This window comes from Neisseria sp. HMSC061H08, from assembly GCF_001836795.1.
In the GTDB taxonomy this organism is placed as follows: Bacteria; Pseudomonadota; Gammaproteobacteria; order Burkholderiales; family Neisseriaceae; genus Neisseria; species Neisseria subflava_A.
The window spans coordinates 161,065-184,656 of record NZ_KV830556.1; the positions used below are offsets into that span (position 1 = coordinate 161,065).

General features: G+C 50.3%; 18 protein-coding genes. 6 read left to right on the top strand and 12 right to left on the bottom strand.

Going from position 1 to position 23,592, the window contains the following annotated elements; genetic code table 11:
* Window positions 1-79 precede the first annotated feature (79 nt).
* Window positions 80-1,006 carry a bifunctional riboflavin kinase/FAD synthetase gene (gene ribF, locus HMPREF2675_RS01690; protein ID WP_070461603.1) on the top strand — a complete coding sequence of 309 codons (927 nt, stop codon included), beginning with the start codon at window positions 80-82 and terminating at the stop codon, window positions 1,004-1,006.
* A gap of 138 nt (window positions 1,007-1,144) precedes the next feature.
* Window positions 1,145-3,937: an isoleucine--tRNA ligase gene (gene ileS, locus HMPREF2675_RS01695; RefSeq protein WP_070814079.1), complete on the top strand. Its 2,793-nt coding sequence runs from the start codon at window positions 1,145-1,147 to the stop codon at window positions 3,935-3,937.
* Between the two features lie 374 nt (window positions 3,938-4,311).
* On the opposite strand, the gene HMPREF2675_RS01700 is transcribed toward ileS, so the two are convergent.
* The 3 genes from HMPREF2675_RS01700 to HMPREF2675_RS01710 all read right to left on the bottom strand — a co-directional run bounded on the left by HMPREF2675_RS01700 (window position 4,312) and on the right by HMPREF2675_RS01710 (window position 5,361).
* Window positions 4,312-4,719 (bottom strand): MliC family protein, encoded by a 408-nt coding sequence (locus HMPREF2675_RS01700; RefSeq protein WP_070461602.1) that lies wholly within the window; start codon window positions 4,717-4,719, stop codon window positions 4,312-4,314.
* Between the two features lie 241 nt (window positions 4,720-4,960).
* On the bottom strand, window positions 4,961-5,086 hold the full coding sequence (gene ykgO, locus HMPREF2675_RS01705; protein ID WP_003685279.1) for a type B 50S ribosomal protein L36: 126 nt from the start codon (window positions 5,084-5,086) through the stop codon (window positions 4,961-4,963).
* Entirely contained in the window at window positions 5,086-5,361 is a 276-nt protein-coding gene (locus tag HMPREF2675_RS01710; protein WP_049328620.1) for a type B 50S ribosomal protein L31, read from the bottom strand. Before HMPREF2675_RS01710 ends, ykgO begins: the two co-directional genes overlap by 1 nt.
* Window positions 5,362-5,534: 173 nt before the next feature.
* Between HMPREF2675_RS01710 and HMPREF2675_RS01715 the strand changes: the two genes are divergently transcribed.
* Window positions 5,535-7,031 carry a TrkH family potassium uptake protein gene (locus HMPREF2675_RS01715; protein WP_070813845.1) on the top strand — a complete coding sequence of 499 codons (1,497 nt, stop codon included), beginning with the start codon at window positions 5,535-5,537 and terminating at the stop codon, window positions 7,029-7,031.
* 55 nt (window positions 7,032-7,086) lie between these two features.
* On the opposite strand, the gene galU is transcribed toward HMPREF2675_RS01715, so the two are convergent.
* From galU to ampD, 4 genes are all read right to left on the bottom strand, one after another.
* A complete protein-coding gene (gene galU, locus HMPREF2675_RS01720; RefSeq protein WP_070584091.1) occupies window positions 7,087-7,950 on the bottom strand; it encodes a UTP--glucose-1-phosphate uridylyltransferase GalU in 864 nt (287 codons plus the stop codon).
* Window positions 7,951-8,077: 127 nt separating this feature from the next.
* Window positions 8,078-10,546, bottom strand: coding sequence for an NAD-dependent DNA ligase LigA (ligA, locus tag HMPREF2675_RS01725; protein WP_070813846.1), 2,469 nt, complete (start codon window positions 10,544-10,546; stop codon window positions 8,078-8,080).
* 140 nt (window positions 10,547-10,686) lie between these two features.
* Window positions 10,687-11,955: a cell division protein ZipA C-terminal FtsZ-binding domain-containing protein gene (locus HMPREF2675_RS01730; protein ID WP_070813847.1), complete on the bottom strand. Its 1,269-nt coding sequence runs from the start codon at window positions 11,953-11,955 to the stop codon at window positions 10,687-10,689.
* Window positions 11,956-12,132: 177 nt separating this feature from the next.
* Complete coding sequence (gene ampD / locus HMPREF2675_RS01735) at window positions 12,133-12,699, bottom strand: 1,6-anhydro-N-acetylmuramyl-L-alanine amidase AmpD (RefSeq protein ID WP_070813848.1); 567 nt, start codon at window positions 12,697-12,699, stop codon at window positions 12,133-12,135.
* A gap of 115 nt (window positions 12,700-12,814) precedes the next feature.
* Between ampD and mltG the strand changes: the two genes are divergently transcribed.
* The 3 genes from mltG (at window position 12,815) to HMPREF2675_RS01750 (ending at window position 16,048) form a co-directional block, all read left to right on the top strand.
* Window positions 12,815-13,810 carry an endolytic transglycosylase MltG gene (gene mltG / locus HMPREF2675_RS01740; protein ID WP_070813849.1) on the top strand — a complete coding sequence of 332 codons (996 nt, stop codon included), beginning with the start codon at window positions 12,815-12,817 and terminating at the stop codon, window positions 13,808-13,810.
* Between the two features lie 67 nt (window positions 13,811-13,877).
* The gene (tmk, locus tag HMPREF2675_RS01745; protein WP_070813850.1) at window positions 13,878-14,504 is read left to right on the top strand and encodes a dTMP kinase; all 627 of its coding nucleotides are present in this window, start codon (window positions 13,878-13,880) and stop codon (window positions 14,502-14,504) included.
* A 263-nt stretch (window positions 14,505-14,767) separates the two neighbouring features.
* Window positions 14,768-16,048 (top strand): malic enzyme-like NAD(P)-binding protein, encoded by a 1,281-nt coding sequence (locus HMPREF2675_RS01750; RefSeq protein WP_083323859.1) that lies wholly within the window; start codon window positions 14,768-14,770, stop codon window positions 16,046-16,048.
* A 414-nt stretch (window positions 16,049-16,462) separates the two neighbouring features.
* Here HMPREF2675_RS01750 and HMPREF2675_RS01755 read toward each other — a convergent pair whose 3' ends face one another.
* The 5 genes from HMPREF2675_RS01755 to mrdA all read right to left on the bottom strand — a co-directional run bounded on the left by HMPREF2675_RS01755 (window position 16,463) and on the right by mrdA (window position 23,588).
* Window positions 16,463-18,178 (bottom strand): potassium/proton antiporter, encoded by a 1,716-nt coding sequence (locus HMPREF2675_RS01755; RefSeq protein ID WP_070813851.1) that lies wholly within the window; start codon window positions 18,176-18,178, stop codon window positions 16,463-16,465.
* A gap of 132 nt (window positions 18,179-18,310) precedes the next feature.
* Window positions 18,311-19,654 carry an aldehyde dehydrogenase family protein gene (locus tag HMPREF2675_RS01760; RefSeq protein WP_070813852.1) on the bottom strand — a complete coding sequence of 448 codons (1,344 nt, stop codon included), beginning with the start codon at window positions 19,652-19,654 and terminating at the stop codon, window positions 18,311-18,313.
* Between the two features lie 80 nt (window positions 19,655-19,734).
* A complete protein-coding gene (locus HMPREF2675_RS01765) occupies window positions 19,735-20,394 on the bottom strand; it encodes a MarC family protein (protein WP_070813853.1) in 660 nt (219 codons plus the stop codon).
* 1 nt (window position 20,395) lies between these two features.
* On the bottom strand, window positions 20,396-21,547 hold the full coding sequence (gene rodA / locus HMPREF2675_RS01770) for a rod shape-determining protein RodA (RefSeq protein ID WP_070813854.1): 1,152 nt from the start codon (window positions 21,545-21,547) through the stop codon (window positions 20,396-20,398).
* Entirely contained in the window at window positions 21,540-23,588 is a 2,049-nt protein-coding gene (gene mrdA, locus HMPREF2675_RS01775; RefSeq protein WP_070813855.1) for a penicillin-binding protein 2, read from the bottom strand. The genes rodA and mrdA overlap by 8 nt, the downstream gene beginning before the upstream one ends.
* Window positions 23,589-23,592 lie beyond the last annotated feature (4 nt).

Sequence of the window (23,592 nt, forward strand, 5' to 3'; positions counted from 1 at the left end):
GTTTCAGACGGCCTAAGGTTTATTGAAACGGCAATAACGTTTACAATAGCCGCCTATTCAAACACAATACCCACCACCCATGAACATCTGGCTTGGACAGCGACACGCGCCCAAATTTCCGCAAGGAGCCGCCGTAACCATCGGCAACTTCGATGGCGTACACCTCGGGCACAAACACATTCTACAAAAACTCAAACGAGAGGCAGACCAGCGCGGTCTGCCTGTTGTCGTTGTTGTTTTTGAGCCTCAGCCCAAAGAATTTTTTGCGCGCAAAGCCGGGAAAAAGCTGCCTTACCGCATCAGCCCGCTGCGTACCAAATTGCGCCTTTTGCGTGAAACCGGCTGCGTGGATGCCGTTTGGGTCTTGCGTTTTAACCAAGCTTTCTCCGATATGAGCGCGCAAGCGTTTATCGACCAGCTTTTGCGCCAAACGCTCAACACGCGTTATTTGTTGATTGGCGACGATTTCCGTTTCGGTGCCGGCCGTGAAGGCTGTTTTGAACTCTTGGCTCAACAGCCCGATATGCAAACCGAGCGCACGCCGTCCGTTATCGTTGAAGACATCCGTACCAGCAGTACCGCCGTCCGCCAAGCCCTTTCAGACGGCAAGTTGGAATACGCCAAAAGACTATTGGGCCATGATTACGTTTTAAGCGGCAAGGTCAAACACGGACAAAAACTCGGCCGCACCATCAACGCGCCTACCGCCAATGTCCAGCTTCCTCCGTATCATTATGCGCTAAGCGGCGTATTTGTCGTTGAAGCAGATGGCACATTCGGTACGCGCCGAGGCGTTGCCAGCTTTGGTTTTAACCCCACTGTCAGCAACAACCGCTCGCAAAAGCTGGAAGTCCATCTGTTCGATTTCAACGGCGATTTGTACGGACAACGTATCTTCGTTCGCTTCCTGCACAAACTGCGTGACGAGAAAAAATTTGAGAGTATCGAAGCATTGAAAACCCAAATTTTGCAAGATATGGAAGATGCAAGGGTTTGGGAAGCATAGAAACGCTTCTAGAAGCTTATAAAATCAAGACAATTGGGCTACAATAAGTCCTTTGAATTTTTTCAGACGGCCTGTTCTTTTCAAAATGAGCAATCAGGCCGTCTGAAACCGAAATACCGCAACAATAGAGATCAAAAAATGACCGATTACAGTAAAACCGTAAACCTGCTCGAGAGCCCGTTTCCAATGCGCGGCAATCTTGCCAAGCGCGAGCCTGCATGGCTGAAAAGCTGGTACGAGCAAAAACGCTATCAAAAACTGCGAGAAATCGCCAAAGGCCGTCCGAAATTTATTCTGCACGACGGTCCTCCGTATGCCAACGGCGACATCCACATCGGTCATGCCGTCAATAAAATTCTCAAAGACATCATTATCCGCAGCAAAACCCAAGCCGGTTTTGACGCGCCTTATGTACCGGGTTGGGACTGCCACGGTTTGCCTATCGAAGTAATGGTAGAAAAACTGCACGGCAAAGATATGCCTAAAGCCCGTTTCCGCGAATTGTGCCGCGAATATGCCGCCGAACAGATTGCCCGCCAGAAAAAAGACTTTATTCGCTTGGGTGTGTTGGGCGACTGGGATAATCCTTACCTGACCATGGATTTCAAAACCGAAGCCGATACCGTGCGTATGCTCGGCGAAATCTACAAATCCGGCTATCTCTACCGCGGCGCGAAACCGGTTCAGTTCTGCTTGGACTGCGGCTCTTCGCTGGCCGAAGCCGAAGTGGAATATAAAGACAAAGTATCGCCTGCGATTGACGTCGGTTATCCGTTTAAAGACACTGCCGCGCTTGCCGCCGCATTCGGTTTGGCAAGTATCGAAGGCAAAGCATTTGCCGTTATTTGGACAACCACGCCTTGGACTTTGCCTGCGAGCCAAGCTGTTTCAGCTGGCGCAGACGTGGTGTATCAACTGATTGATACGCCTAAAGGCAAATTGGTGTTGGCTAAAGATTTGGCAGAAGATGCGCTCAAACGCTACGGTTTTGCTTCAGACGACCTAAATGTATTGGCAGAAACCACAGGTGACAAGCTGGAAAACCTGCACATGAATCATCCGTTCCTCGAACGCGATATTCCCATGCTCAATGGCGACCACGTTACCACCGATGCCGGTACCGGCTTGGTGCATACTGCGCCTGCTCATGGTCTGGAAGACTACGCTGTCTGCAATAAATACGGCATTGAGCTTTACAACCCTGTAAATGCCGAAGGCAAATACATCAGTGAAACACCTCGTGTTGCTGGTATGCGAGTTTGGGAAGCCAATCCCGTTATCCTGCAATGGTTGGAAGAAACCGGCAACCTCTTGGCAAGCAGCAAAATCGAACACAGCTATGCACACTGCTGGCGCCACAAAACCCCGCTGATTTACCGTGCGACCGGCCAATGGTTTGTCGGTATGGACAAAGCAGGTGCCGACGGTAAAACCCTGCGCGACAAAGCCATCAAAGCCGTTGATGACACCGAATTCTTCCCATCATGGGGTCGTGCGCGTTTAGAAGCCATGATTGAAGGTCGTCCTGACTGGGTGGTTTCTCGCCAACGCTATTGGGGCACACCGATGACTTTCTTTGTTCACAAAGAGACTGGTGAATTGCATCCAAACTCTGCCGAGTTGTTGGAAAAAGTTGCCCAAAAAATCGAAGGAAAAGGCATCGAAGCATGGTTCTCTCTTGATAAGAGCGAACTCTTGAGCGCGGAAGATTGTGAAAATTACGACAAACTTTCCGACACTATGGACGTATGGTTCGACTCCGGCTCGACCCATTATTCCGTCTTGAAACAACGCGAAGAATTGGAATGGCCCGCCGACCTCTACCTCGAAGGCAGCGACCAACACCGCGGCTGGTTCCAATCGTCTATGTTGACCGGTTGTGCCTCATCAATGGGTCGCGCGCCATACAAACAGCTGCTGACCCATGGTTTCGTGGTTGACCAAAACGGCCGCAAAATGTCGAAATCCATCGGCAACGTTGTCGCGCCGCAAGAAGTCTACAACGAATTCGGTGCAGATATCCTGCGTCTGTGGGCGGCATCTACCGATTACAGCGGCGAATTGGCGATTTCCAAAGAAATCCTTAAGCGCGTAACTGAAAGCTATCGTCGTATCCGCAATACCTTGAGCTTCCTGTTTGCCAACCTCAGCGACTTCAATCCTATTGAAGATGCCGTACCGCAGGCAGACATGGTCGAAATCGACCGCTACGCCGTGGTATTGGCACGTCAGCTGCAAGAGCGTCTGGCAGGCGATTACTATCCGCGCTATGCCTTCCATTTTGCCGTAAAAGACATTGTTTCTTTCTGCTCGGAAGACTTGGGCGCGTTCTACCTCGATATTCTGAAAGACCGCCTCTACACCACCAAAGCAGACAGCCATGCACGACGCAGCGCGCAAACTGCCCTGTATCACATCACACGCAGTTTGGTTCTGCTGATTGCTCCGATTTTGTGCTTCACCGGCGAGGAAGCATGGGATATTATCGGTGGCGGCGAAGAAGACAGCGTCCTCTTCCACACATGGCATGAGTTCCCATCTATCAATGAAAAAGCCGAAGCCGAATTGGTGAAAAAATGGACGGCAATCCGCGAAGCACGCGAAGCAGTAACTGCCGCCATCGAGCCTCTGCGTACGGATAAAACTGTCGGTTCTTCATTGCAAGCCGAAACCGAAATTACGGCTCCGGAAGAAATTGCCGACTATCTGAACACTTTGGGCGGAGAATTGCGTTTTGCTTTGCTGGTGTCTAAAGCTGAAGTGAAAGTCGGTGATGAACTTGCTGTGACCGCTAAAGCCAGCGATGGTGAAAAATGCGAACGCTGCTGGCACTACACCCACGATGTAGGCGCAGTTGCAGGCCATGAAACCATCTGTAAACGTTGTGCCGACAACGTTGACGGTAAAGGCGAAGACAGACATTACGCTTAATGGTTTGGTCTAAGATAAAGGCCGTCTGAAAACTTTGAAAATAGGTTTTCAGACGGCCTTTGTTTATTGAATCTGTTTCGTATAACGGATAGATTTTGAAGGGTAATTGGGATTTGTAGTTTTGATAAATAGAGATAGTCAGTATAGGTATAGTGGATTTAACGTATATTGAGAAATAAATTCTCGTAGAAAGCACTTTTCAAAGGGCCTTACTTATCCGTAGAGTATGGACGTATTTTGAACCTTCAAATAGCCTCATATTTACATTTTCTCATTGAACGGAAACTATATTTCTCTTTCGTTTTATCCAATATAAAAGGCCGTCTGAAACAAGTTTTCAGACGGCCTTTAGCTATTCTATTGCTTAGTAGAAATTAACGGGCAGAGCAAGAAGTTTCTACTTTGTTGCCGTATGGGTCAGTGAAGCCGAAGAATGCTTCGCTGCCTTTTTGATGCCATTCAGCGCCTTTGCCGAACAGGCCTTGGTTGGCAACATAGCGTTCGCCTGAACCTGCAACGGCAGAAGACAGGGTGGCAACTTTGTCGTCCAGACGCAGTTCAACTTGGTTGGTGCTCAGGTTGCGGACTTGTACAGACAGGCCGTTTTCGCAGCTGAATGATTGAACACGGCCATGGTTGTGCATGTCATGATGTTGGTGGCCATATTCGTGTGCATGATTGTGCTCATGACGTTGACCATGGTCATGGCGATGGGCTTCAGGTGCGGCGCAGGCAGCGAGGCTCATGGCGGCGGCAATTGCAAGCAGGGCTTTTACTTTCATTTTTGACTCCTATGGTCAGTGTTGAAGGAAGAATGTAGCGGCATGTTATAAATATCTTTATGGCTTCACAATAGGGATAACCATTATTTACTTTTTCTTCCTGTTTTCGGGAGTATGGCAGGATTCTTTGTAGTTTTGATATGAATGATTAATGCCGTTTGAAAAAAAGCCGCACTTGCGCTAGAGGTAAACGAAAGTGCGGAAAATTCAGAGAGTTACATTGAAAGAAGGATAGAACAGCTTAACGCTGGCGTGCTTTAAAACGGGGATTACTCTTGCAAATGACGTACACTTTGCCTTTTCGGCGGACAATTTGGCAGTCGCGGTGTCGTTTTTTTGCAGTTTTCAGGGATGAGAGGACTTGCATCATTTATCCTTTCTGAAAGAAGACATCATGGATTGGTAACGTTGGTTGAATTTGCTGGCGCGGCCTTCAATATTGACGTTGCGTTGTTTGCCTGTGTATACGGGGTGGGACGCGGAAGAGGTATCAAGAGAGAAGAGGGGATACTCTACTCCGTCTTTCCAAACCATGGTTTTTCCGTGGGTATTGGCACATGAACGGATGAGCCATCCTTGGTCTGCACCGCTGTCGTAAAACAGGACGGTACGATAGTTGTCTGGGTGGATATCGGGTTTCATTTCTTTCTCCAGTGAGTGTTATAGTATAACATTATACTCTTAGAAAAAGAGCAGGCAAGTGTTTTTTGGTTTTTCTTTATCACGGGGTTGCGGCATTTTGATAAAATATGCTGTTTCAGACGGCTTTTTTTTCATGAGGCCGTCTGAATATTTTGTTTTCTGATGATAGGGATATGATGTATTTGCATAAGGGTTTCAGATTGGGTGGTGCGGTAAGTAAGGTTGTGCCGATTATCCATGTATTGTCCAAGCTGGGGCTGTTGTTTTCACTGCTGTTGGCTGTGCCGACACTGATGTCGTATTTTTATCACGACAGCGCGTTTTTCGTGTTTGCCTACACGGCTTTAACGGTATTGCTGGTGTCGTGCGTTACTTGGGTGCTGACTTTGCGTTTCAACCGTGAATTGCGGCCGCGTGACGGATTTACCCTGGTATTGATGCTATGGCTGGCTTTTGCCGTCGTGGCGGCGATGCCGATTTATTTCTATATGCCGTCCATGAGTTTCACCGATGCGTTTTTTGAAGCGATGTCGGGGCTGACGACAACGGGGGCAACAGTGATTTCCGGCTTGGATACGCTGGATCCGTCGGTCAATTTTTGGCGGCACATGCTCAACTGGCTTGGCGGTATGGGTATTATCGTGCTGGCTGTGGCGATTTTGCCGATGTTGGGCGTGGGGGGGACACAGCTCTTCAAAGCGGAAATTCCGGGTATGGATAAGGAAAGCAAGATGGCTCCCCGTATTTCGCAAGTGGCCAAACGGCTTTGGTTTGCTTATGCGCTGACAACTGCTGCGGCTTTTGTATCCTTGCATATTGCTGGTATGGGCTGGTTTGATGCCTTGTGCCATGCGATGTCGGCTGTGGCCTTGGGCGGTTTTTCGACACATGATGACAGCGTTGCATATTTCAATTCTGTAGCAGTCGAATGGACGTTGATGTTTTTTACTGTCTGGGGCGGTATCAATTTCGCCAGCCACTTTACTGCGTTGGGCAACCGCTCTTTGCAGGTGTATTGGAAAGATGAGGAATGCCGTTCCATGTTGCTGGTTTTGTCGGGCAGTATTTTGATTTCGGCATTGTATTTATGGCAGCAGGATGTTTATCAAAGCCTTGGCGAAGCTTTACGCTTTGTCAGCTTCAACTTTGTGTCCATCGGATTGGCCAGCGGTTTCTCCAATGCTGACTTTGCCCAATGGCCGCTGATTGTGTCGTTGTGGATGTTTTTCCTGTCGAACGTATTGGCAAGTTCAGGCTCTATGGGGGGCGGTATTAAAAACGTGCGTGCGTTGGTATTGTTCAAATTCAGCTTGCGCGAAATGCTGATTTTGTTGCACCCACGCGCGGTTCGTACGGTAAAGGTCAACAACCGTTCTATTCCGGATCGCATGGCGCTGACTGTCATGTCGTTCATCTTTATTTATTTTATGACGGTCATTGTATTCAGCTTTTTACTGATGGCGGCAGGCTTGGACTTTTTATCCGCCTTTACGGCAGTCATTGCCTGTATTACTAATGCAGGTCCGGGTTTGGGGGCAGTCGGTCCGTCGCATAATTACGCCGCGCTGAGCGATGTGCAGAAGTGGCTGTGTACGGCGGTGATGTTGTTGGGACGTTTGGAGATTTTTACCGTTTTAATTTTGTTTACTCCGGCATATTGGAAGAAATAAGTGTGAGAAAAAGGCCGTCTGAAATTTCAGACGGCCTTTTTTATAATGGTTGGGCTTAAGCGTATTGTTTGAGCAATTCTTTGAATTGTTCACCGGTTTCAGGGTGTTTCAAACCGTAAGCCACGGTTGCTTCAAGGTAACCCAATTTGCTGCCGCAGTCGTAGCGTTTGCCATCAAATGCATGAGCCAACACAAACTCATGGTCGAGCAGGCGCGCAATACCGTCTGTCAGTTGGATTTCGTTACCGGCACCGCGAGGCAGGTTGGTCAACAAGTCAAAAATACGCGGAGTCAGGATGTAGCGGCCGACAACAGCAAGGTTGGAAGGCGCTTCTTCCGGTTTGGGTTTTTCAACTATGTTGGTGATACGCTGATAGCTTTTCAGCTTTTCAACTTCAACGATACCGTAAGAGCCTGTTTGAGAAGGATCAACGGTTTCAACGCCTAAAATGCTGTTACCGCTTTGGTTGTACACATCAACCATCTGTTTCAACGCGCCTTTAGGCGTGTCAATCAAATCGTCTGCCAAAATAACGGCAAAAGGCTCGTTACCAACGGCAGCCTGCGCGCACAATACGGCATGACCCAAACCCAATGCTTCAGTTTGACGGATGTACATGCAGGTAATGTTGGGAGGCAGGATATCGCGAACGTGCTCCAACAGCTTGTCTTTTTGACGCAATTCCAATTCGGTTTCCAACTCGTATGCTTTGTCGAAGTGGTCTTCGATACTGCGTTTGTTACGGCCGGTGATGAACACCATTTCAGTACAGCCGGCTTCAACCGCTTCTTCAACTGCATATTGAATCAGAGGTTTGTCTACGATAGGCAGCATTTCTTTGGGACTGGCTTTGGTCGCAGGCAAGAAACGGGTGCCCATACCGGCAACGGGGAAGACGCATTTTTTAATGGGTTTCATATTATTATCCTATTTTAACTGTGGGTTTATACCCCAAAAAGTGTAAAGATGTAGTCGTATGTAATGATAATACCACATGATAAAGTATCAGACGGTCTGAAAAGGAGGATTGGTCATAGATACTGTCTTATCCCAGCAACGTCAGTAATTCTTCTTCGCTCAATACGGCCACGCCCAACGTTTGGGCTTTTTCCAATTTACTGCCTGCGGCTTCTCCGGCGACAACGTAGTCGGTTTTTTTGGATACGCTACCAGAAACTTTACCGCCGGCAGCCTCAATCATGGCTTGGGCTTGGTCGCGTTTGAGCGTGGGTAAAGTTCCTGTTAATACAAAGGTTTTTCCTGCTATGGTCTCATTGATGCCGTCTGAAATCGTTTCATCTTGAAGCTCAGGCAGCTTTTGATCAAAGAAAGTTTTCATATTTTCAAGCAGGGCTGCGTTTTGCGGTTTACTGCGCCATGTTTGCCAATCGGCAGGCAACGCTTTGTCAGTTTGCAAACCTTCTATGCTTTGTCCGGCAAGCTCCCATAAGGCCAGTGCTTTGGTTTCGCTGATTTTAAAATCAGGCAGGTGGGCAATCCAGCGTTGCGGCTCGGCATAGCGCAACGGCGGGATAGTGACAGCCTGGCTTTGCGGGGCAACACCTGCAGCCAGCAGCTCGTCTATCATCGCCTGTTGCGCTTCTTGGGCAAAAAAGTGGGCGATGGAGCGAGCAACCACCGTACCGATATCGGGCAGGCAGGCGAGGATGGGTTCAGGTGCATGGCGGACTTGTTCGAGCGTACCGAATGCCTGCGCCAGCGTTTTGGCGGTGCGTTCGCCGACGTGACGGATGCCGAGGGCAAAAAGGAAGCGGGCAAGTTCAGGCGTTTTGCTGGCTTCTATGCCTGCGAGGATGTTTTCCGCCCATTTGGTCGGTTGTTTCTTACTGGTTTTGCTAAGCAGGGCATTGCCGGTCTCGCTTTCAAAGTCTTCAATATCACTGTTTAATGATTCTTCCTCATTAGTCGATGCTTTATCCGCTGTTTCCTTCATTTTTTGCAGGGTTGGAATATCGAGGCGATAGAGGTCGGCGAAATGACGAACCAAATCTTGCGCTACCAGTTGCTCGATTTGTTTTTGTCCAAGTCCGTCAATGTCCATGGCTTTGCGTGAGGCAAAGTGTATTAAACCTTGAGCGCGTTGTGCTTGGCAAAGCATACCGCCGCTGCATCGGGCAACTGCTTCGCCTTCTTCACGTTCGATTTCGCTGTGACAGATAGGGCAATGGGTGGGTAGGCGGTAGGGTTTGTAAAGTGGTTCGGATTGCGTTTTAGAAGGTGTTTCGGCAAACAAATCGTCTTGCAGGCCGTCTGAAACAGCAATCTTGGTCTCCTGCATTGGGCGGCGTTCAAAAATCACGCGCACCACCTCGGGAATGACGTCTCCGGCGCGGCGTACGACGACTGTATCGCCAACGCGTACGTCTTTGCGCGATACTTCGTCCTGATTGTGCAGGGTGGCGTTGGTGACGGTAACGCCGCCGACGAATACAGGTTGTAGGCGGGCGACAGGGGTTACTGCACCGGTGCGCCCGATTTGTACATCAATGGCTTCGACAATGGTCAATGCTTCTTCGGCAGGGAATTTGTGGGCAATGGCCCAGCGCGGCGCGCGTGAGATGAAGCCCAGTTTTTCTTGTTGTGCCAGACTGTTGACTTTGACGACCATACCATCGATTTCGTAAGGCAAAGTAGGGCGTTTTTGCTGCATTTTCTCGTAAAATGCCAATACTTCGTCGATATTTTGGAAACAGCCGAAATTACCATCGGGCAGGCTGAAACCAAGCTCTTTACAGTAGCTCAGCTCTTGCAGGTGTTCTTCCGTGATAAAACCACCTTGTTGTCGGGCGATGGAATAGGGGAAGAAATGCAGTTTGCGCTGTGCTGTAATGCGTGAATCGAGTTGGCGCAAACTACCGGCGGCGGCATTGCGCGGATTGGCGAAAGGTTTTTGTCCGTTTTCAGCCTGTCGTGCGTTTAAAGTGGCAAAATCGGCTTTAAGCATCAGGACTTCGCCGCGTATTTCGATAAGCTCGGGAATATTTTCTCCATGCAGGCGCAGGGGGATGTTGGATACGGTTTTGACGTTTTGGGTAACGTCTTCGCCTGTTGTGCCATCGCCACGGGTTGCCGCTTGAATCAATACGCCGTCGCGGTAGAGCAGGCTGATGGCGAGACCGTCAAATTTAGGCTCGATAACGTATTCCGGTTTTTCGCCGTTTAAACCGCCACGCACGCGCTCATCGAAAGTATACATTTCGGCATGGTCGAACACGCCGTTTTCATCTTGTGGCGAGAAGGCGTTGGTCAGCGACAGCATCGGTACTTCGTGGCGCATTTCGGCAAAGCCTGCCAAAGGTTCGCCGCCGACGCGCTGGGTCGGGCTGTCGGGCAGTTTGAGCTCGGGATGGTTTCGCTCCAATGCTTCAAGCTCGCGGAACAATTTGTCGTATTCGGCATCGGGTACGCTGGGCGCGTCTAGGGTGTAGTATTCGTAGGCGTAGCGGTTGAGGAGGTCGGTCAGGTATTTGATACGTTGTGCGGTCGGATTCATTGTGTAATCGGAATAGAGTTTTCAAACGGCCTGATGATAGAGAGGCCGTCTGAAAATCGATGAATATTGAAGATGAAGGGATTTTACCTGAAAAAAGCGGATATGCCGTCATTGCATATCCGCTTTTTGTTTGAGGAAGTTTAAGAGAACAGGCGCAGGGCTTGTTTGCTGCCGGGTTTGAGGCCGACTTTAAGCATTTCTTCCTGACGGGCCAAAACGTAGTTGCGTACGTCTTTGAGCCATTGGGTGGAAACTTCTTCCATTTGGTCGTTAACCAAATCCAAGCTGAGTTGGCCGGAAAGTTTGACTGCCAAGTCCATGAATTTGTCGAAAGTTTTTTCGCCGGCCGGAACGTGCGGAATATCCAGCAGCATGCTGAAGCCACGGTAGGCTTGGTTGTCCAGCAAAGGATTGGTAAACGGTTTGTTGTCCAAGGTATGGATGGAGAACAATTGAGGATTGTTGTTGTCACCGAAGTGGAACGCGCCGTCTTCACCCAGTTTGAAACCGGTTTCTTCCACGGCGGCACGCAATTCTACGCCGCTGATGTTGGAATGGGAAACCAAGTGAATGGCGATGGTTTGGTCAACACGCGCACAGAATTGGTCGAGGGCTTGTGCGACTTCGGTGAACGCGTCCAAGTCGGTATGCAAAACTTTGCCATCCATCAGTTGGGCAAAAGCATCAACCTGTTGGTCGAAGTGTTGCAACTCTTCACGCGCAGCCAAACCGTTGCGGCTGACAGCTTGCAGGCCCATGACGAAGCCTTGGTAGTAAACGCCCGGAATCGGCTCGGCAACGCGGAAATGGTCGTCCATGGTGCAACCGATGATTTGGAAGCGGTGGGTAGCGGAAAGGCGCGGCAGGGCATGCAATTCTTGGGCTTGTTTCAGGGAGATATAGGCCATGTAGTCGAAGCGGGGATCAAACCAAGGCAGCTCGACTTGAGATAATTCGTCCAGGCTGATCAATGGTACTTGTGCCACAGGCTCGGCTGCAGTTTCAACCGGAGCAGAAGCGGCTTCGGCTGGGCTTACGGTAATTTCGTTGTTCAAGCCGATAACGGTGTGTTGGACTTTTTCTTCTTCGGAAAAGTCGTCTTCCACGGTCAGTTCGACATCAGTTTTAAGCTGGGCAGGGTGGGCCAGTTTGGCTTTGGCCGCGTAGATTTCATCTTGTTCCTGCAGGTTGCGCAATGCCTCTTCGTTTTTTTTGTTTTTCTTGATAAACAAACCTTGGCCGCCGGTTTCTTTGCTGTCGCGGACGTGTTTGGTTTTGCTGGTCAAAAGTGCATCCTTATCGGAATGGCCGAATTGTTCGCGCACTTGTTTGCGGTATTGGTTTTCCTGGTACATGTTGTAACCGATGACCGCCAAAAGGGCGGCGAGGGCTAAGACGATGAAAATCATGGAGTAATCACTTTTTAAAAAGGCAGCATTCCGTCTTTTTTAGGGTGCGGAATCTTGCTGCGCGGGCAGTTCGTTGGAGCCGGACTTTATGCGTCCGAATGAATAGCCGAATTATAACGAAAATAAACGGTTGTGACAGCATTATGTCTGCCAATCAGTGTTCAGGCCGTCTGAAAGTTATCCGCGCCGGACGGGAAAACCTGCTTTTTGAAGACGAAACCAATCGAAGAAATGTCCGGGATCGGTTTTCCTGTCCGGCGCGATGTCCTGATGACCGGTAACGGCCTGAATCGGATAATGTTCGGAAATGGCGGTCAACAAGGCTTGCAGGCTGGTGTATTGTGCTTCGGTAAAAGGCTCGAAATCGCAGCCTTCCAGTTCGATACCGATGGAGAAGGCATTGCATTTTTCTCTGCCTTGAAACGACGATATGCCTGCATGATAGGCCATGTCGTCGCAGGAAACGAATTGGACGGTTTCGCCTTTACGGCTGATGAAAAAATGGCTGGAGACGCGCAAGGTGTGAATGATGCTGAAGAAAGGATGCTCGTCAGGGTTGATTTGGTTGGTAAACAATTTTTCCACTGCACCCGTGTTGTACTCAAAAGGAGGAAGGGAGATATTGTGGAGGACAACCAATGAGACGTTTTCATCCGGTTCGCGCGGGCTGAAATTGGGCGAATGAGTTTGGCGTGCATTCAGCCAACGGCCGTTTTGCCAAGTGTTTTTTGAAGGAGAATTCATGGTTTCAGACGGCCTTTCGGGATAGGAAAACATACGTTGGGGAAGGTAGCGGGCGTGGTGGACTTGTTTTCGGTTATACTGTCGCCCGACACGTTCACAAACCAAGAATCCTACCATGCTGAAAAAATTGTTGAAATGGCTGGCCGTATTTTTGACGGCATTTGCCGCTGTGGTTGCCGCATTGTTGTTTGTTCCGAAAGACAACGGCAAACCATACCGTATTACCATTACCAAAAACCAAGGTATCTCTTCCGTCAGCCGCAAACTGGCTCAAGACGGCATTGTTTATAACCGTTATGTGTTGGTAGCCGCTGCATATGTGATGGGCGTACACAACCAACTCAATGCCGGCTCTTACCGTCTGTCTGCCAAAGTATCGGCTTGGGACATTTTAAAACGCATTAAAAAAGGCCGCCCTGATTCGGTCAGCGTGCAAATTCTAGAGGGCGCGCGGTTTGTCCAAATGCGCCGTATTATCGACAACACTGCCGATATTGCCCATGATACGCGCGGCTGGAGCGATGAAAAACTGATGGCCGAAGTGGCGCCCGATGCCTTGAGCAGCAATCCTGAAGGACAGTTTTTCCCGGATAGTTACGAAATTGATGCCGGCGGCAGCGATCTTCAAATTTACAAAATCGCCTACCGTAAAATGCGGGAAAACCTGCAAGAAGCATGGGACGACCGTCAAAGCGGCCTGCCTTATAAAAATCCGTACGAAATGCTGATTATGGCGAGTCTGATTGAAAAAGAAACCGCGCACGAAGACGACCGCGCCCATGTGGCCGCCGTATTCGTCAACCGCCTGAATATCGGCATGCGCCTGCAAACCGACCCGACTGTCATTTATGGCATGGGCGATGCGTATAAGGGCAGAATCCGCAAAGCCGACCTGCAACGCGATACGCCTTACAATACTTATACGCGCAGAGGTTTGACGCCGACGCCGATTGCGCTTCCCGGCAAGGCCGCGCTTGAGGCGGCGGGTCATCCGTCTAATGAAAAATATCTGTATTTCGTCTCAAAAATGGATGGTACGGGCCTGAGCGAGTTCAGCCACAATCTTTCTGAACACAACGCCGCCGTACGCAAATATATTTTGAAGAAATAAACCGAATAGGCCGTCTGAAACATTTATAATCCCAGTTTCAGACGGCCTTTAGATTAATGATATCCATATGAAACCCAGATTTATTACCCTTGACGGCATAGACGGCGCAGGCAAATCCACCAACCTCGCCGTAATGAAAGCATGGTTTGAGAAACACCAACTGCCCGTATTGTTTACGCGCGAACCGGGAGGCACGCCTGCCGGAGAAGCATTGCGCGAAATCCTGCTCAACCCTGCCACCCAAGTAAGCCTGCGCACCGAAACCCTGTTGATGTTTGCCGCCAGACAGCAACACTTGGAAACGGTCATTCTGCCTGCCCTGAAAAACGGCACGCATGTGGTTTCCGACCGCTTTACCGATGCAACGTTTGCCTATCAAGGCGGTGGACGCGGCGTTCCCTTGCAAGATATTGCCACGCTTGAGCATTGGGTGCAGGGCGATTTCCGCCCAGATTTAACCTTGCTGTTGGATGTGCCGTTGGAGGTGTCAATGGCGCGCATCAACCAAACGCGTGAGAAAGACCGCTTTGAACAAGAAGAAGCCGAGTTTTTCAATCGGGTGCGCGAAGTGTATCTGCAACGTGCTAACAAACAGCCGGAGCGCTATGCCGTCATCGACAGCAGCCAAAGTCTGGACGCGGTAAAAAATCAGATTGAAACCGCGTTAGACAGTCATTTTGGATTGAATGTTTAAGTTTAAATAAAATGCCGTCTGAAAGAAGGGTAATGTGGTGAAGAAATATTATTACAGAAGTTTTTAGACATAAAACCAAATAAAACGAAACATCAAAACAAATGTAATAAATATCGGTATGCGCCACCAAAAGAACATGATAAAATTACGGCCTCTTACAAAGCCGGTCTGTTAACAAGCCGACTTTAGAAATTTTAAACGTCTGAAGCAGCCTGTTTCAGACTTGTTCGCTGTAAAATCTCTCTCGCAAACAGGATCGATAAATGGAAAATTCATTAAAAGAAGCCGCCCTGCAGTTCCACGAATTCCCCGTGCCGGGCAAAATCTCCGTTACCCCAACCAAATCTTTGGCTACTTCTAAAGACTTGGCGTTGGCGTACTCTCCGGGCGTAGCCGCTCCTTGTATGGAAATCCATGCCGATCCTCAAACTGCCTACAAATACACTGCCAAAGGCAACTTGGTTGCCGTGATTTCCAACGGTACCGCAGTGTTGGGTTTGGGCAATATCGGTGCATTGGCCGGTAAACCTGTAATGGAAGGCAAAGGTGTATTGTTCAAAAAATTCGCCGGCGTTGACGTATTCGATATCGAAATCGATGAAAAAGACCCGCAAAAATTGGTAGACATCATCGCTTCTTTGGAACCGACTTTCGGCGGCATCAACCTCGAAGACATCAAAGCGCCTGAGTGTTTCTACATCGAACGCGAATTGCGCAAACGTTGCAAAATCCCTGTATTCCACGACGACCAACACGGTACCGCCATCATTACCGCTGCCGCCGTATTGAATGCCTTGCGTTATACCGGCCGCAAAATTGAAGAAGCAACTTTGGTGTGCTCCGGTGCAGGTGCCGCAGCGATTGCTTGCTTGAACCAATTGCTGGATTTGGGTCTGAAACGTGAAAACGTAACCGTCTGCGACTCTAAAGGCGTGATTTACAAAACCCGCGAAGACAAAGACGCGATGGACGAATCCAAACAATTCTACGCCATCGAAGACAACGGCCAACGCGTATTGGCTGATGCCGTTAAAGGTAAAGACATTTTCTTGGGTCTGTCCGGTGCAAACCTGCTGACTCCTGAAATGCTGAACACCATGAACGAGAAACCAATTGTGTTCGCTATGGCAAACCCAAATCCGGAAATTCTGCCTCCATTGGCAAAAGAAACCCGTCCGGATGTGGTAATCGGTACCGGCCGCTCAGACTTCCCGAACCAAGTAAACAACGTATTGTGCTTCCCATTCATCTTCCGTGGCGCATTGGATGTCGGCGCGACCACCATTAACGAAGAAATGAAACGCGCTTGCGTATACGCTTTGGCTGACTTGGCAATGGAAGAGGTAACTGAAGAAGTGGTTGCCGCTTACGGTAAGAAATTTGAATTCGGCGCGGAATACCTGATTCCTACCCCATTCGACTCCCGCCTGTTGCCTCGCGTTGCTTCTGCTACCGCTAAAGCAGCTATGGAAAGCGGCGTGGCTACCCGTCCAATCGCTGACTTGGATGCGTACGCTGCTAAATTGGCTGAATGGAAACTGTAATTCAGTAAGTAGTGCTTGATTGAAAAGGCCGTCTGAAAGTTGTATTTCAGATGGCCTTTTTGTTTATTGGGTATTTTAGAAACGGCTTAATGCAGCAATCGGAATAAAGCATATAATAATCTGAGATCTTTGCAAAATTCCTTTCCTTCCAACAGCCGAAAACCTGTGTTTGGATTTCGGCTGTTGGGGAAAAGGTGAAGAGAGGTATTTTGCAAAGGTCTCAGACCGTTTAAATGTTCACGTTGAATTTCTGCCTGATTGGGGAACATAATGGTTCAAATAAATGATTTTCCCAAATTCATGTTTTTTCCAAATTTATGTTTTTTCCAAATTTATGTTTTTTCCAAATTTATATTTTTCATCTGTTTGATTGATACCTTGCCGGTTTTGGCCAACTCAAGGTATGAAAATGCCTCAATCCGGAGTTTTCAAGCCGAGCTGGCGAATCTGGGCTTTATTGTCTAATTCTTTCACTGTGATTTTAAAGCCGTTCAAATCGATGCGGTCGCCTGCGACGGGCATATCGCCGAAACGCCGTCTGAACAGTTCGTCCAGGCGGAGATTGCGTTCGTGTTCGTCCACGGGCAGGCCGTAGGCTTCGGCAAGGTCGCCGACAATGGCTTCGGGGTTCAGATTGAATGCGCCGAAGAAGGTTTGTTCGCCGTGGTTGTTGCCGGCAAATTGCTGGGCAAAGTCATCGCCCAGCTGTTCGTCGAGGATGAACCATACAATGTCGCCTGCCTTCATCTTCGTGCTGGGCAGGACGGCTATGTTTTCACCGTTGCGGAGCAGGGCAAAGATGCGGCCGTCTGAAAACCTGTCGCGCGTCATGGCGGACGGGTGGCTGTCTTCCGCGTCGGAATTTGCCTCGACTTTGAACGATTGCAGGGATACGGCCAGTTTGTCGGCCAACCAAATTTCTCGTTGCGACAGCGGTTCCGGCTTGGGCGGTAAATCGACTTTCAGCAGGCGGGCGAAAAACGGGATGGTTGCGCCTTGAATCAGCAGTGAGAGGATGACGACGGCGAAGGCAACGTCGAACAGCATCAGGGAGCCGGGCACGTCCATCATCACGGGCGTGATGGCAAGGGTAATCGGTACGGCACCGCGCAGTCCGACCCAGCTGATGTAGGCGACTTCGCGCGAACGGTAGCTGAAAAATTTGAGCGAAGTCCAGACGGCCAGTGGGCGGGCGGCGAAGATGAGGAAGGCGGCGATGACGACGGCTTTGGGGCCGGTCTCAATCAGTCTGGCGGGGCTGACCAGCAGGCCGAGGACGAGGAACATCGATGCCTGGGCCAGCCAGGCCAGGCCGTCCATCACATTCAAAACGTGTTCGGTGGAGCTGTTGCGCGAGTTGCCGATGAACACGCCTGCCAAGTAAACCGCCAGAAAGCCGCTGCCGCCGAGCAGGTTGGTAACGGCGAACACCAGCAGGCCGCCCGAGGCGATTAAAATGGCGTACAGCCCTTCGGCCAGGCTGATGCGTTCCAATATTTTCGCCAGTAATTTACCTGCCGCATAGCCGGAAAACAGTCCCAGTCCGAGCTGGGTGGCCAGCAGTGTCAGCATGGAGGCGGAGTCGGTTTCGGCAGGGTTCATGATGAGGCCGATAAAGGCACTGACCAGCAGGATGGCCATCGGGTCGTTGCAGCCGCTCTCCAACTCTAAGGTGGCGGAAATACGCGAATTGAGGCGCACGCCGCTGCTGCGCAACAGCGAGAAAACCGCTGCCGCATCGGTCGAGCCGACAATGGCGGCCATCAATACGCCCAATTTCCAGTCGATATTGAGAAAAAAGGTGGCGAAGATGCCGAGCAGGGTGACGGTGGCAATCACGCCCCAAGTGGCCAAAACGGCGGCAGGCTTGAGGGCGAGGCGGAAACTGTCGAATTTGGTACGCAGGCCGCCATCGAGCAGGATGATGGCCAAGGCGAGCTGGCCGACCATGTTGGCGAAGGCGAAGTTGTCGAATTTGATGCCGCCCAAACCTTCCTCGCCCGCCAACATGCCGACGACGAGGAAAACCAGCAACAGGGGCATGCCGAAACGCGAGGAAACACGCGATGCGACGACGCTGATGAACAACAGCAGGGCGATGATGAGGAAGAAAGTGTTGAGCGAGTCCAAAGCGGCCGGCTTTCTTAAAAATGGATGACGGAAGATACGGGAAAACCGACGGATTTTACCATAAAACGCTGTGTTTCCCGCTGTTTGGCCATCTGAAAACGGGTTTCAGACGGCCTGAGTTAATGAAACGGTTTATTTTTGCCAATAGGTTTTGACGTTGACGAACTCGTACAGCCCGAATTCTGATAGCTCGCGTCCATAGCCGGAAGCTTTGACGCCGCCAAAGGGGAGGCGCAGGTCGCTGCTGGTGTGGCGGTTGATAAAGACAGAGCCTGCTTGGATTCTTTCGGCGTATTGCCATGCGTTTGCCGTGTCGGCTGTGTAGATACAGGCGCCGAGGCCGAAAGGTGTGTCGTTGGCAAGTGCAACGGCGTGATCCGGATTGTCGGCGCGTAAGATCATGGCAACCGGGCCGAAGACTTCTTCATGCCAAACGCGGCAGTTGGGGTTGACTTGATCCAATACCGTGGCAGGGTAAAACCAGCTTTCTCCCTCAGGGATATGGCCGCCACTCAAACATTGCGCACCGTGTGCAACCGCATCTTGAACCTGCTCGTGTACGGTTTGACGCAAGTCTTGGCGGTGAAGCGGGGCAAGGGTGGTGTTCGGGTCTTTGGGATTGCCGGTTTGCAGTTTGGCGCACTCGGTAAGGAAGAGAGGGATAAATTGTTCGGCAATATCTTGGGTAACAATGATGCGTTTGGCGGCATTGCAGGATTGTCCGGCATCGCGAAAGCGCGAATAGCAGGCATCGATGGCTGCGCGTTGCAGATCGGCATCGGGCAGGATGATAAACGGATTGCTGCCGCCCAGTTCAAGGACGGTTTTTTTCAGATGTCTGCCCGCATGGGCGGCTAGCAGGCGGCCGGTATGGGTTGAACCGGTAAATGCCATGGCATCGGTATCTTCAATGGCTTTAAGCGTGTCTTCATGGCTTAACCATGCGCCGATAAGCGGCAAACCTTCGGGGACGAGGCTGAAGAGGGTCTCGCTGACGCGGGCGACACTGGGCGCAGGTTTGACCGCGCAGGCATTGCCGGCGCACAGGGCAGGGATGGCAAATCGTAAAATCTGCCAAACAGGGTAGTTCCACGGCATGATTGCCAAAACAACGCCCAAAGGCTCGAAGCGGACTTGGCTGAGGCTGGCTTGGGTGGCGATGGTTTTATGGGAGAGCAGTTCGGGCGCGAGGCGGACGTAGTAGCGGATAAGCTCGATGGATTTGCTGATTTCGGCGCGGCATTCATGCAGGCAGCGGCCGACTTCTTCGCAAACCATTTCGGCGAGGCGTTCTTGGTTTTGGGTGAGGCTGTCGGCAAATTGCTGTAAGAGGGCGGTGCGCTCGATAATGCTTGATTGTGCGAAGGTTTGCTGAAGGGTTTGGAGGCGGTTTAATTCGTCGGTAAATTCGGTGTAGCTTTGTGCCGGTCGGTGGCAAATGGTTTCACCGGTAAAGACATAGGTGCTGTGAAACATGGTTAGGCTCCTTTGTTTTTATGTTTTTATGAGGCCGTCTGAAAATGTTTCAGACGGCCTTTTATTGTGATGATTGTACTTTAAGCGACCAGTTGGGGAAAAATAGATTTTAAACCGGCAACAATAATCTCTACGGAAATGGCAGCAAGCATCATGCCCATGATGCGATTGAGGATGGTCAGGCCGGTCGTGCCTAAGCGTTTGCTGATGCGTCCGGCCACGACCAAAATGAAATAGCAAATCAGGCTGACCAAGAAGCCGGAGATAATAATCAGAGCAATATCGCTGTAATTTTTGGCGGCAGAGGAGTAAATGATGACAGTGGAGATACCGCCGGGGCCGATGGTGATCGGAATGGCAATGGGAACGACGGCAATCGCTTTTTCATTGCGGCGGACTTGTTGCGCACTTTGATGTTCTTCTGAATGGGGATCAATTTTGGGTTTGGCCGGGTTGTCGTTGCCGTTCATTAAGGAGATGGCAATCAGCAAAACCAGAATTCCGCCGCCGACTTGGAAAGAGCCAACGCTGATGCCGAGTACTTTCAATAAGATACCGCCGCCCAGTGCAAAGACGACAATCACGATGAAAACAGCCAATGCGGCAGTACGCGCGATTCTGCGCTTTTCTTTGGTGCTGTGGTCTTGTGTCAGATCAAGATAAATCGAGAGCGCGCTGAAAGGATTAATCAGCACGAGAAATGCCACGAGCAGCTTGCCGATTTCTACACCCAGTTCCATATTATTCCTCGCTTTCAGTCAGGTTGTCGTTGTCCATATTGCGACGGCGGAGGTTTTTATGTTCGTTGGCGATACCCATCAATAGGGCCAGCACCACCATGATAGAAAGCGTAGCCGTACCGCCGTAGCTGACCAAGGGGAGGGGGACGCCGACAACGGGTAAAATACCGCTGACCATGCCCATGTTTACAAAGGCGTAGCAGAAAAAGGTCATGGTCAATGCGCCTGCCAAAGTACGGCTGTAAAGGGATTGCGCTTGTGCGGCAATCCACAATCCGCGTGCCAAAATGATAAGGTAAACCAGCAGCAAAAGGATATTGCCGATCAGGCCGAATTCTTCGCCGAATACCGCAAAAATAAAGTCAGTCGTTGATTCGGGAATATAGTCCAAATGGGTTTGCGTGCCGTTGAGCCAGCCCTTACCCCATACGCCGCCCGAGCCGATGGCAATCATGGATTGGATGATGTGGTAGCCTGCACCCAACGGGTCTTTGGTCGGGTCGAGCAAGGTGAGGACGCGGGTTTTTTGATAGTCGTGCATGCCGTAGTTCCACAAGAGCGGCAGGGCGGCCACAAAGGCAATAATAGCGGCAAAAATGGCTTTCCAGGGCAATCCGGCAAAAAAGATGACAAAAATGCCCGAAGCCATAATCAGCGCGGCTGTACCGAGGTCGGGCTGCTTCAAAATCAGGGCGACAGGAACAAGAATCAGCACAAGGGCGACAATATAATGTATCCATTTCAGACGGCCTTCATAGCGTTGGAAATACCACGCGACAGTCATGGGAATACCGATTTTCATGATTTCGGAAGGTTGGATACGGGTAAAGCCGAGGCTCAGCCAACGGGTCGAGCCGTTGACGGTAACGCCGGCAACTTCGACGCCAATCAGCAGCAATACGCCGACAATGTAAACAGGCAGGGCAACTTTGGCGGCCGTTTGCGGCTTGAATACGGCGATAATCCATAAAAGGGCAAAGCCCAAAACGGTATGGATGGTTTTGTTTTCCAATTGGCCGAACTCTTGCCCATCTGCAGAATAGAGCAAAAACAGGCTCATGATGTAGATGGCGAGCATGGCAAAAAACAGCCAAGGGTCAATCGGGGCTGCAATGGTGGATTTGAAATTTTTCCACGCTGATGTGTTATTCATGATGAACCTCCGGCTGTGAGGCAGGGCTTGTCGGCGTCAGTCCGTAGGCAGATTGGAAAATGCTGGTAATAGGCTGATGTTTATCAGTTTTTTCAGTTTTGGCCGAATCTGTTTCAAGGCCGTCTGAAAACTGTTGCGGCTTGACGTGAAGCATATAAAAATCAGTCATTTCACGGGCCAATGGCGCGGCATACGCACCCCAGCCGCCGTTTTCCAAAATAACGGCAATGGCGATTTCAGGTTTTTCCAATGGCGCAAACGAGATAAACCATGCGTGGTCGCGGTGTTGTTCGCGCAGGGCTGCGGCATTGTAGCGGCCGCCTTGTTTAATTTGTACGACTTGGGCCGTACCGGTTTTACCGCCCATTGTGTAAGCGAGTCCGCCACCGATACGGTGTGCCGTACCGCCCGGTTTCAATACCTTCTCCATTGCGCGTTTGACGTATTCGAAGTTGTCGGCTTTGAACGGAATTTGACGCTCGGGATTGGGGTTGATACGGGTAATTTTGCGTGCGCCGAAATCCAATACTTCTTTGACCAAATGCGGCTGATGGACGACACCGTCATTGGCAAGAGAAGCTGTCGCATGTGCCATTTGCAAAGGCGTGTAGGCATTGTAGCCTTGGCCGATACTGACGGAAACCATCTCGCCGGCGCGCCATTCTTTGGCGGTCGGGTCGGAAGATTTGGCAAAGCGTTTGGCTTTCCATTCGCGGCTGGGCAAAACGCCTGCGTATTCGCTGGGCAGGTCAATGCCGGTTTTTTGGCCGAAACCGAATTGCGCCAGATACGGAGAGGCTTTATCGATACCCATTTCGTAACCCAAGCGGTAGAAGAAAGTATCTGAGGATACTTGAATGGCTTTGCTCAAGTTGGCCGAGCCGTGACCGCTGCGGACAGAGTCGCGGAAAATATGGCGGCTGCCGGGTATGCTCCATGCGCCGGGGGCAGGGACGATGGTGTTTTGAGTGATTTTGCCGCTTTCCAACAAAGCCATGCCCATAAAGGGTTTGAATGTAGAGCCCGGCGGATAGAGGCCTTGAGTAACGCGGTTGATCAAAGGCTTTTTCCAATCGTTATTCAGCATTTTCCAAGTATCGCTGTCGATGCCGTCAATAAAGAGGTTGGGATCGAAAGAAGGTTTGGAAACAAATGCCAAAACAGTACCGTCTTGTGGATTGATGGCCACCAATGCGCCACGGCGGTCGCCCAAGATTCGGTCGGCTTCCTGCTGCATACGGATATCCATTCCTAGGCGCAAGGTTTGCCCCATTTTGGACGGGACATTTTTCAATACGCGGATGATATTGCCGTAAGCGTCTTTTTCGACTTCCTGATAGCCTGGAACGCCATGAAGCTGGTGTTCGTAATATTTTTCCAAGCCGGATTTGCCGATATGCGTACTGCCGCGGTAGAGGGCGGTCAGGCCTTCTTCTTCCAGCATTTCTTTGTCTTTATCGCTAATACGGCCGATGTAGCCTAAGAAATGGGAAGTCAGTTTGCCGTAAGGATATTCGCGGAATGTGCGTGAGTTGACCTCTACGCCTTTGAATTCGCGCAAATGCACGGACAAACGGGCTGCCTCTTCATCGGTCAGTCTGAGTTTGAGTGGGATATTTTCAAATTTTCGATAGCTTTCGCGGTATTTTTTGAAGCGTTTTAAATCTGTCGGCGTAATATCGACGTATTTTTTCAATGCTTCAATGACATCTTCCATCTTGCCTTCAATGCGGCTGGGAATAACTTCAAGCGAAAAGACGGCATAGTTTTTGGCCAAAGGAACGCCGTTGATATCGACGATTTCGCCGCGTACGGGCGGCGTTGGAATCAGGGTGATGCGGTTGCTCGATGCTTGGCCGGAAAACTCATTGTGTTGGGTTACTTGTAAGTAAAAGAACCGCGCCAGCAAAATGGAAAAGAAGATAACAATCAGGATAAACGCAACGAGCAGGCGTAATAAAGCATCGGCTTGTGCTGCCTGAGCGGAAGGTTTTTTGGTATGTTGACCACCGGAAAGACGGCGTGGAAGAATCGGTTTCATCTTT

What these genes read in the sequence shown, in the direction of transcription:
- ribF (WP_070461603.1), top strand. Translation starts at nt 80, where the DNA reads ATGAACATCTGGCTTGGACAGCGACACGCGCCCAAATTTCCGCAAGGA.
- ileS (WP_070814079.1), top strand. Translation starts at nt 1,145, where the DNA reads ATGACCGATTACAGTAAAACCGTAAACCTGCTCGAGAGCCCGTTTCCA.
- HMPREF2675_RS01700 (WP_070461602.1), bottom strand. Translation starts at nt 4,719, where the DNA reads ATGAAAGTAAAAGCCCTGCTTGCAATTGCCGCCGCCATGAGCCTCGCT.
- ykgO (WP_003685279.1), bottom strand. Translation starts at nt 5,086, where the DNA reads ATGCAAGTCCTCTCATCCCTGAAAACTGCAAAAAAACGACACCGCGAC.
- HMPREF2675_RS01710 (WP_049328620.1), bottom strand. Translation starts at nt 5,361, where the DNA reads ATGAAACCCGATATCCACCCAGACAACTATCGTACCGTCCTGTTTTAC.
- HMPREF2675_RS01715 (WP_070813845.1), top strand. Translation starts at nt 5,535, where the DNA reads ATGATGTATTTGCATAAGGGTTTCAGATTGGGTGGTGCGGTAAGTAAG.
- galU (WP_070584091.1), bottom strand. Translation starts at nt 7,950, where the DNA reads ATGAAACCCATTAAAAAATGCGTCTTCCCCGTTGCCGGTATGGGCACC.
- ligA (WP_070813846.1), bottom strand. Translation starts at nt 10,546, where the DNA reads ATGAATCCGACCGCACAACGTATCAAATACCTGACCGACCTCCTCAAC.
- HMPREF2675_RS01730 (WP_070813847.1), bottom strand. Translation starts at nt 11,955, where the DNA reads ATGATTTTCATCGTCTTAGCCCTCGCCGCCCTTTTGGCGGTCATCGGT.
- ampD (WP_070813848.1), bottom strand. Translation starts at nt 12,699, where the DNA reads ATGAATTCTCCTTCAAAAAACACTTGGCAAAACGGCCGTTGGCTGAAT.
- mltG (WP_070813849.1), top strand. Translation starts at nt 12,815, where the DNA reads ATGCTGAAAAAATTGTTGAAATGGCTGGCCGTATTTTTGACGGCATTT.
- tmk (WP_070813850.1), top strand. Translation starts at nt 13,878, where the DNA reads ATGAAACCCAGATTTATTACCCTTGACGGCATAGACGGCGCAGGCAAA.
- HMPREF2675_RS01750 (WP_083323859.1), top strand. Translation starts at nt 14,768, where the DNA reads ATGGAAAATTCATTAAAAGAAGCCGCCCTGCAGTTCCACGAATTCCCC.
- HMPREF2675_RS01760 (WP_070813852.1), bottom strand. Translation starts at nt 19,654, where the DNA reads ATGTTTCACAGCACCTATGTCTTTACCGGTGAAACCATTTGCCACCGA.
- HMPREF2675_RS01765 (WP_070813853.1), bottom strand. Translation starts at nt 20,394, where the DNA reads ATGGAACTGGGTGTAGAAATCGGCAAGCTGCTCGTGGCATTTCTCGTG.
- rodA (WP_070813854.1), bottom strand. Translation starts at nt 21,547, where the DNA reads ATGAATAACACATCAGCGTGGAAAAATTTCAAATCCACCATTGCAGCC.
- mrdA (WP_070813855.1), bottom strand. Translation starts at nt 23,588, where the DNA reads ATGAAACCGATTCTTCCACGCCGTCTTTCCGGTGGTCAACATACCAAA.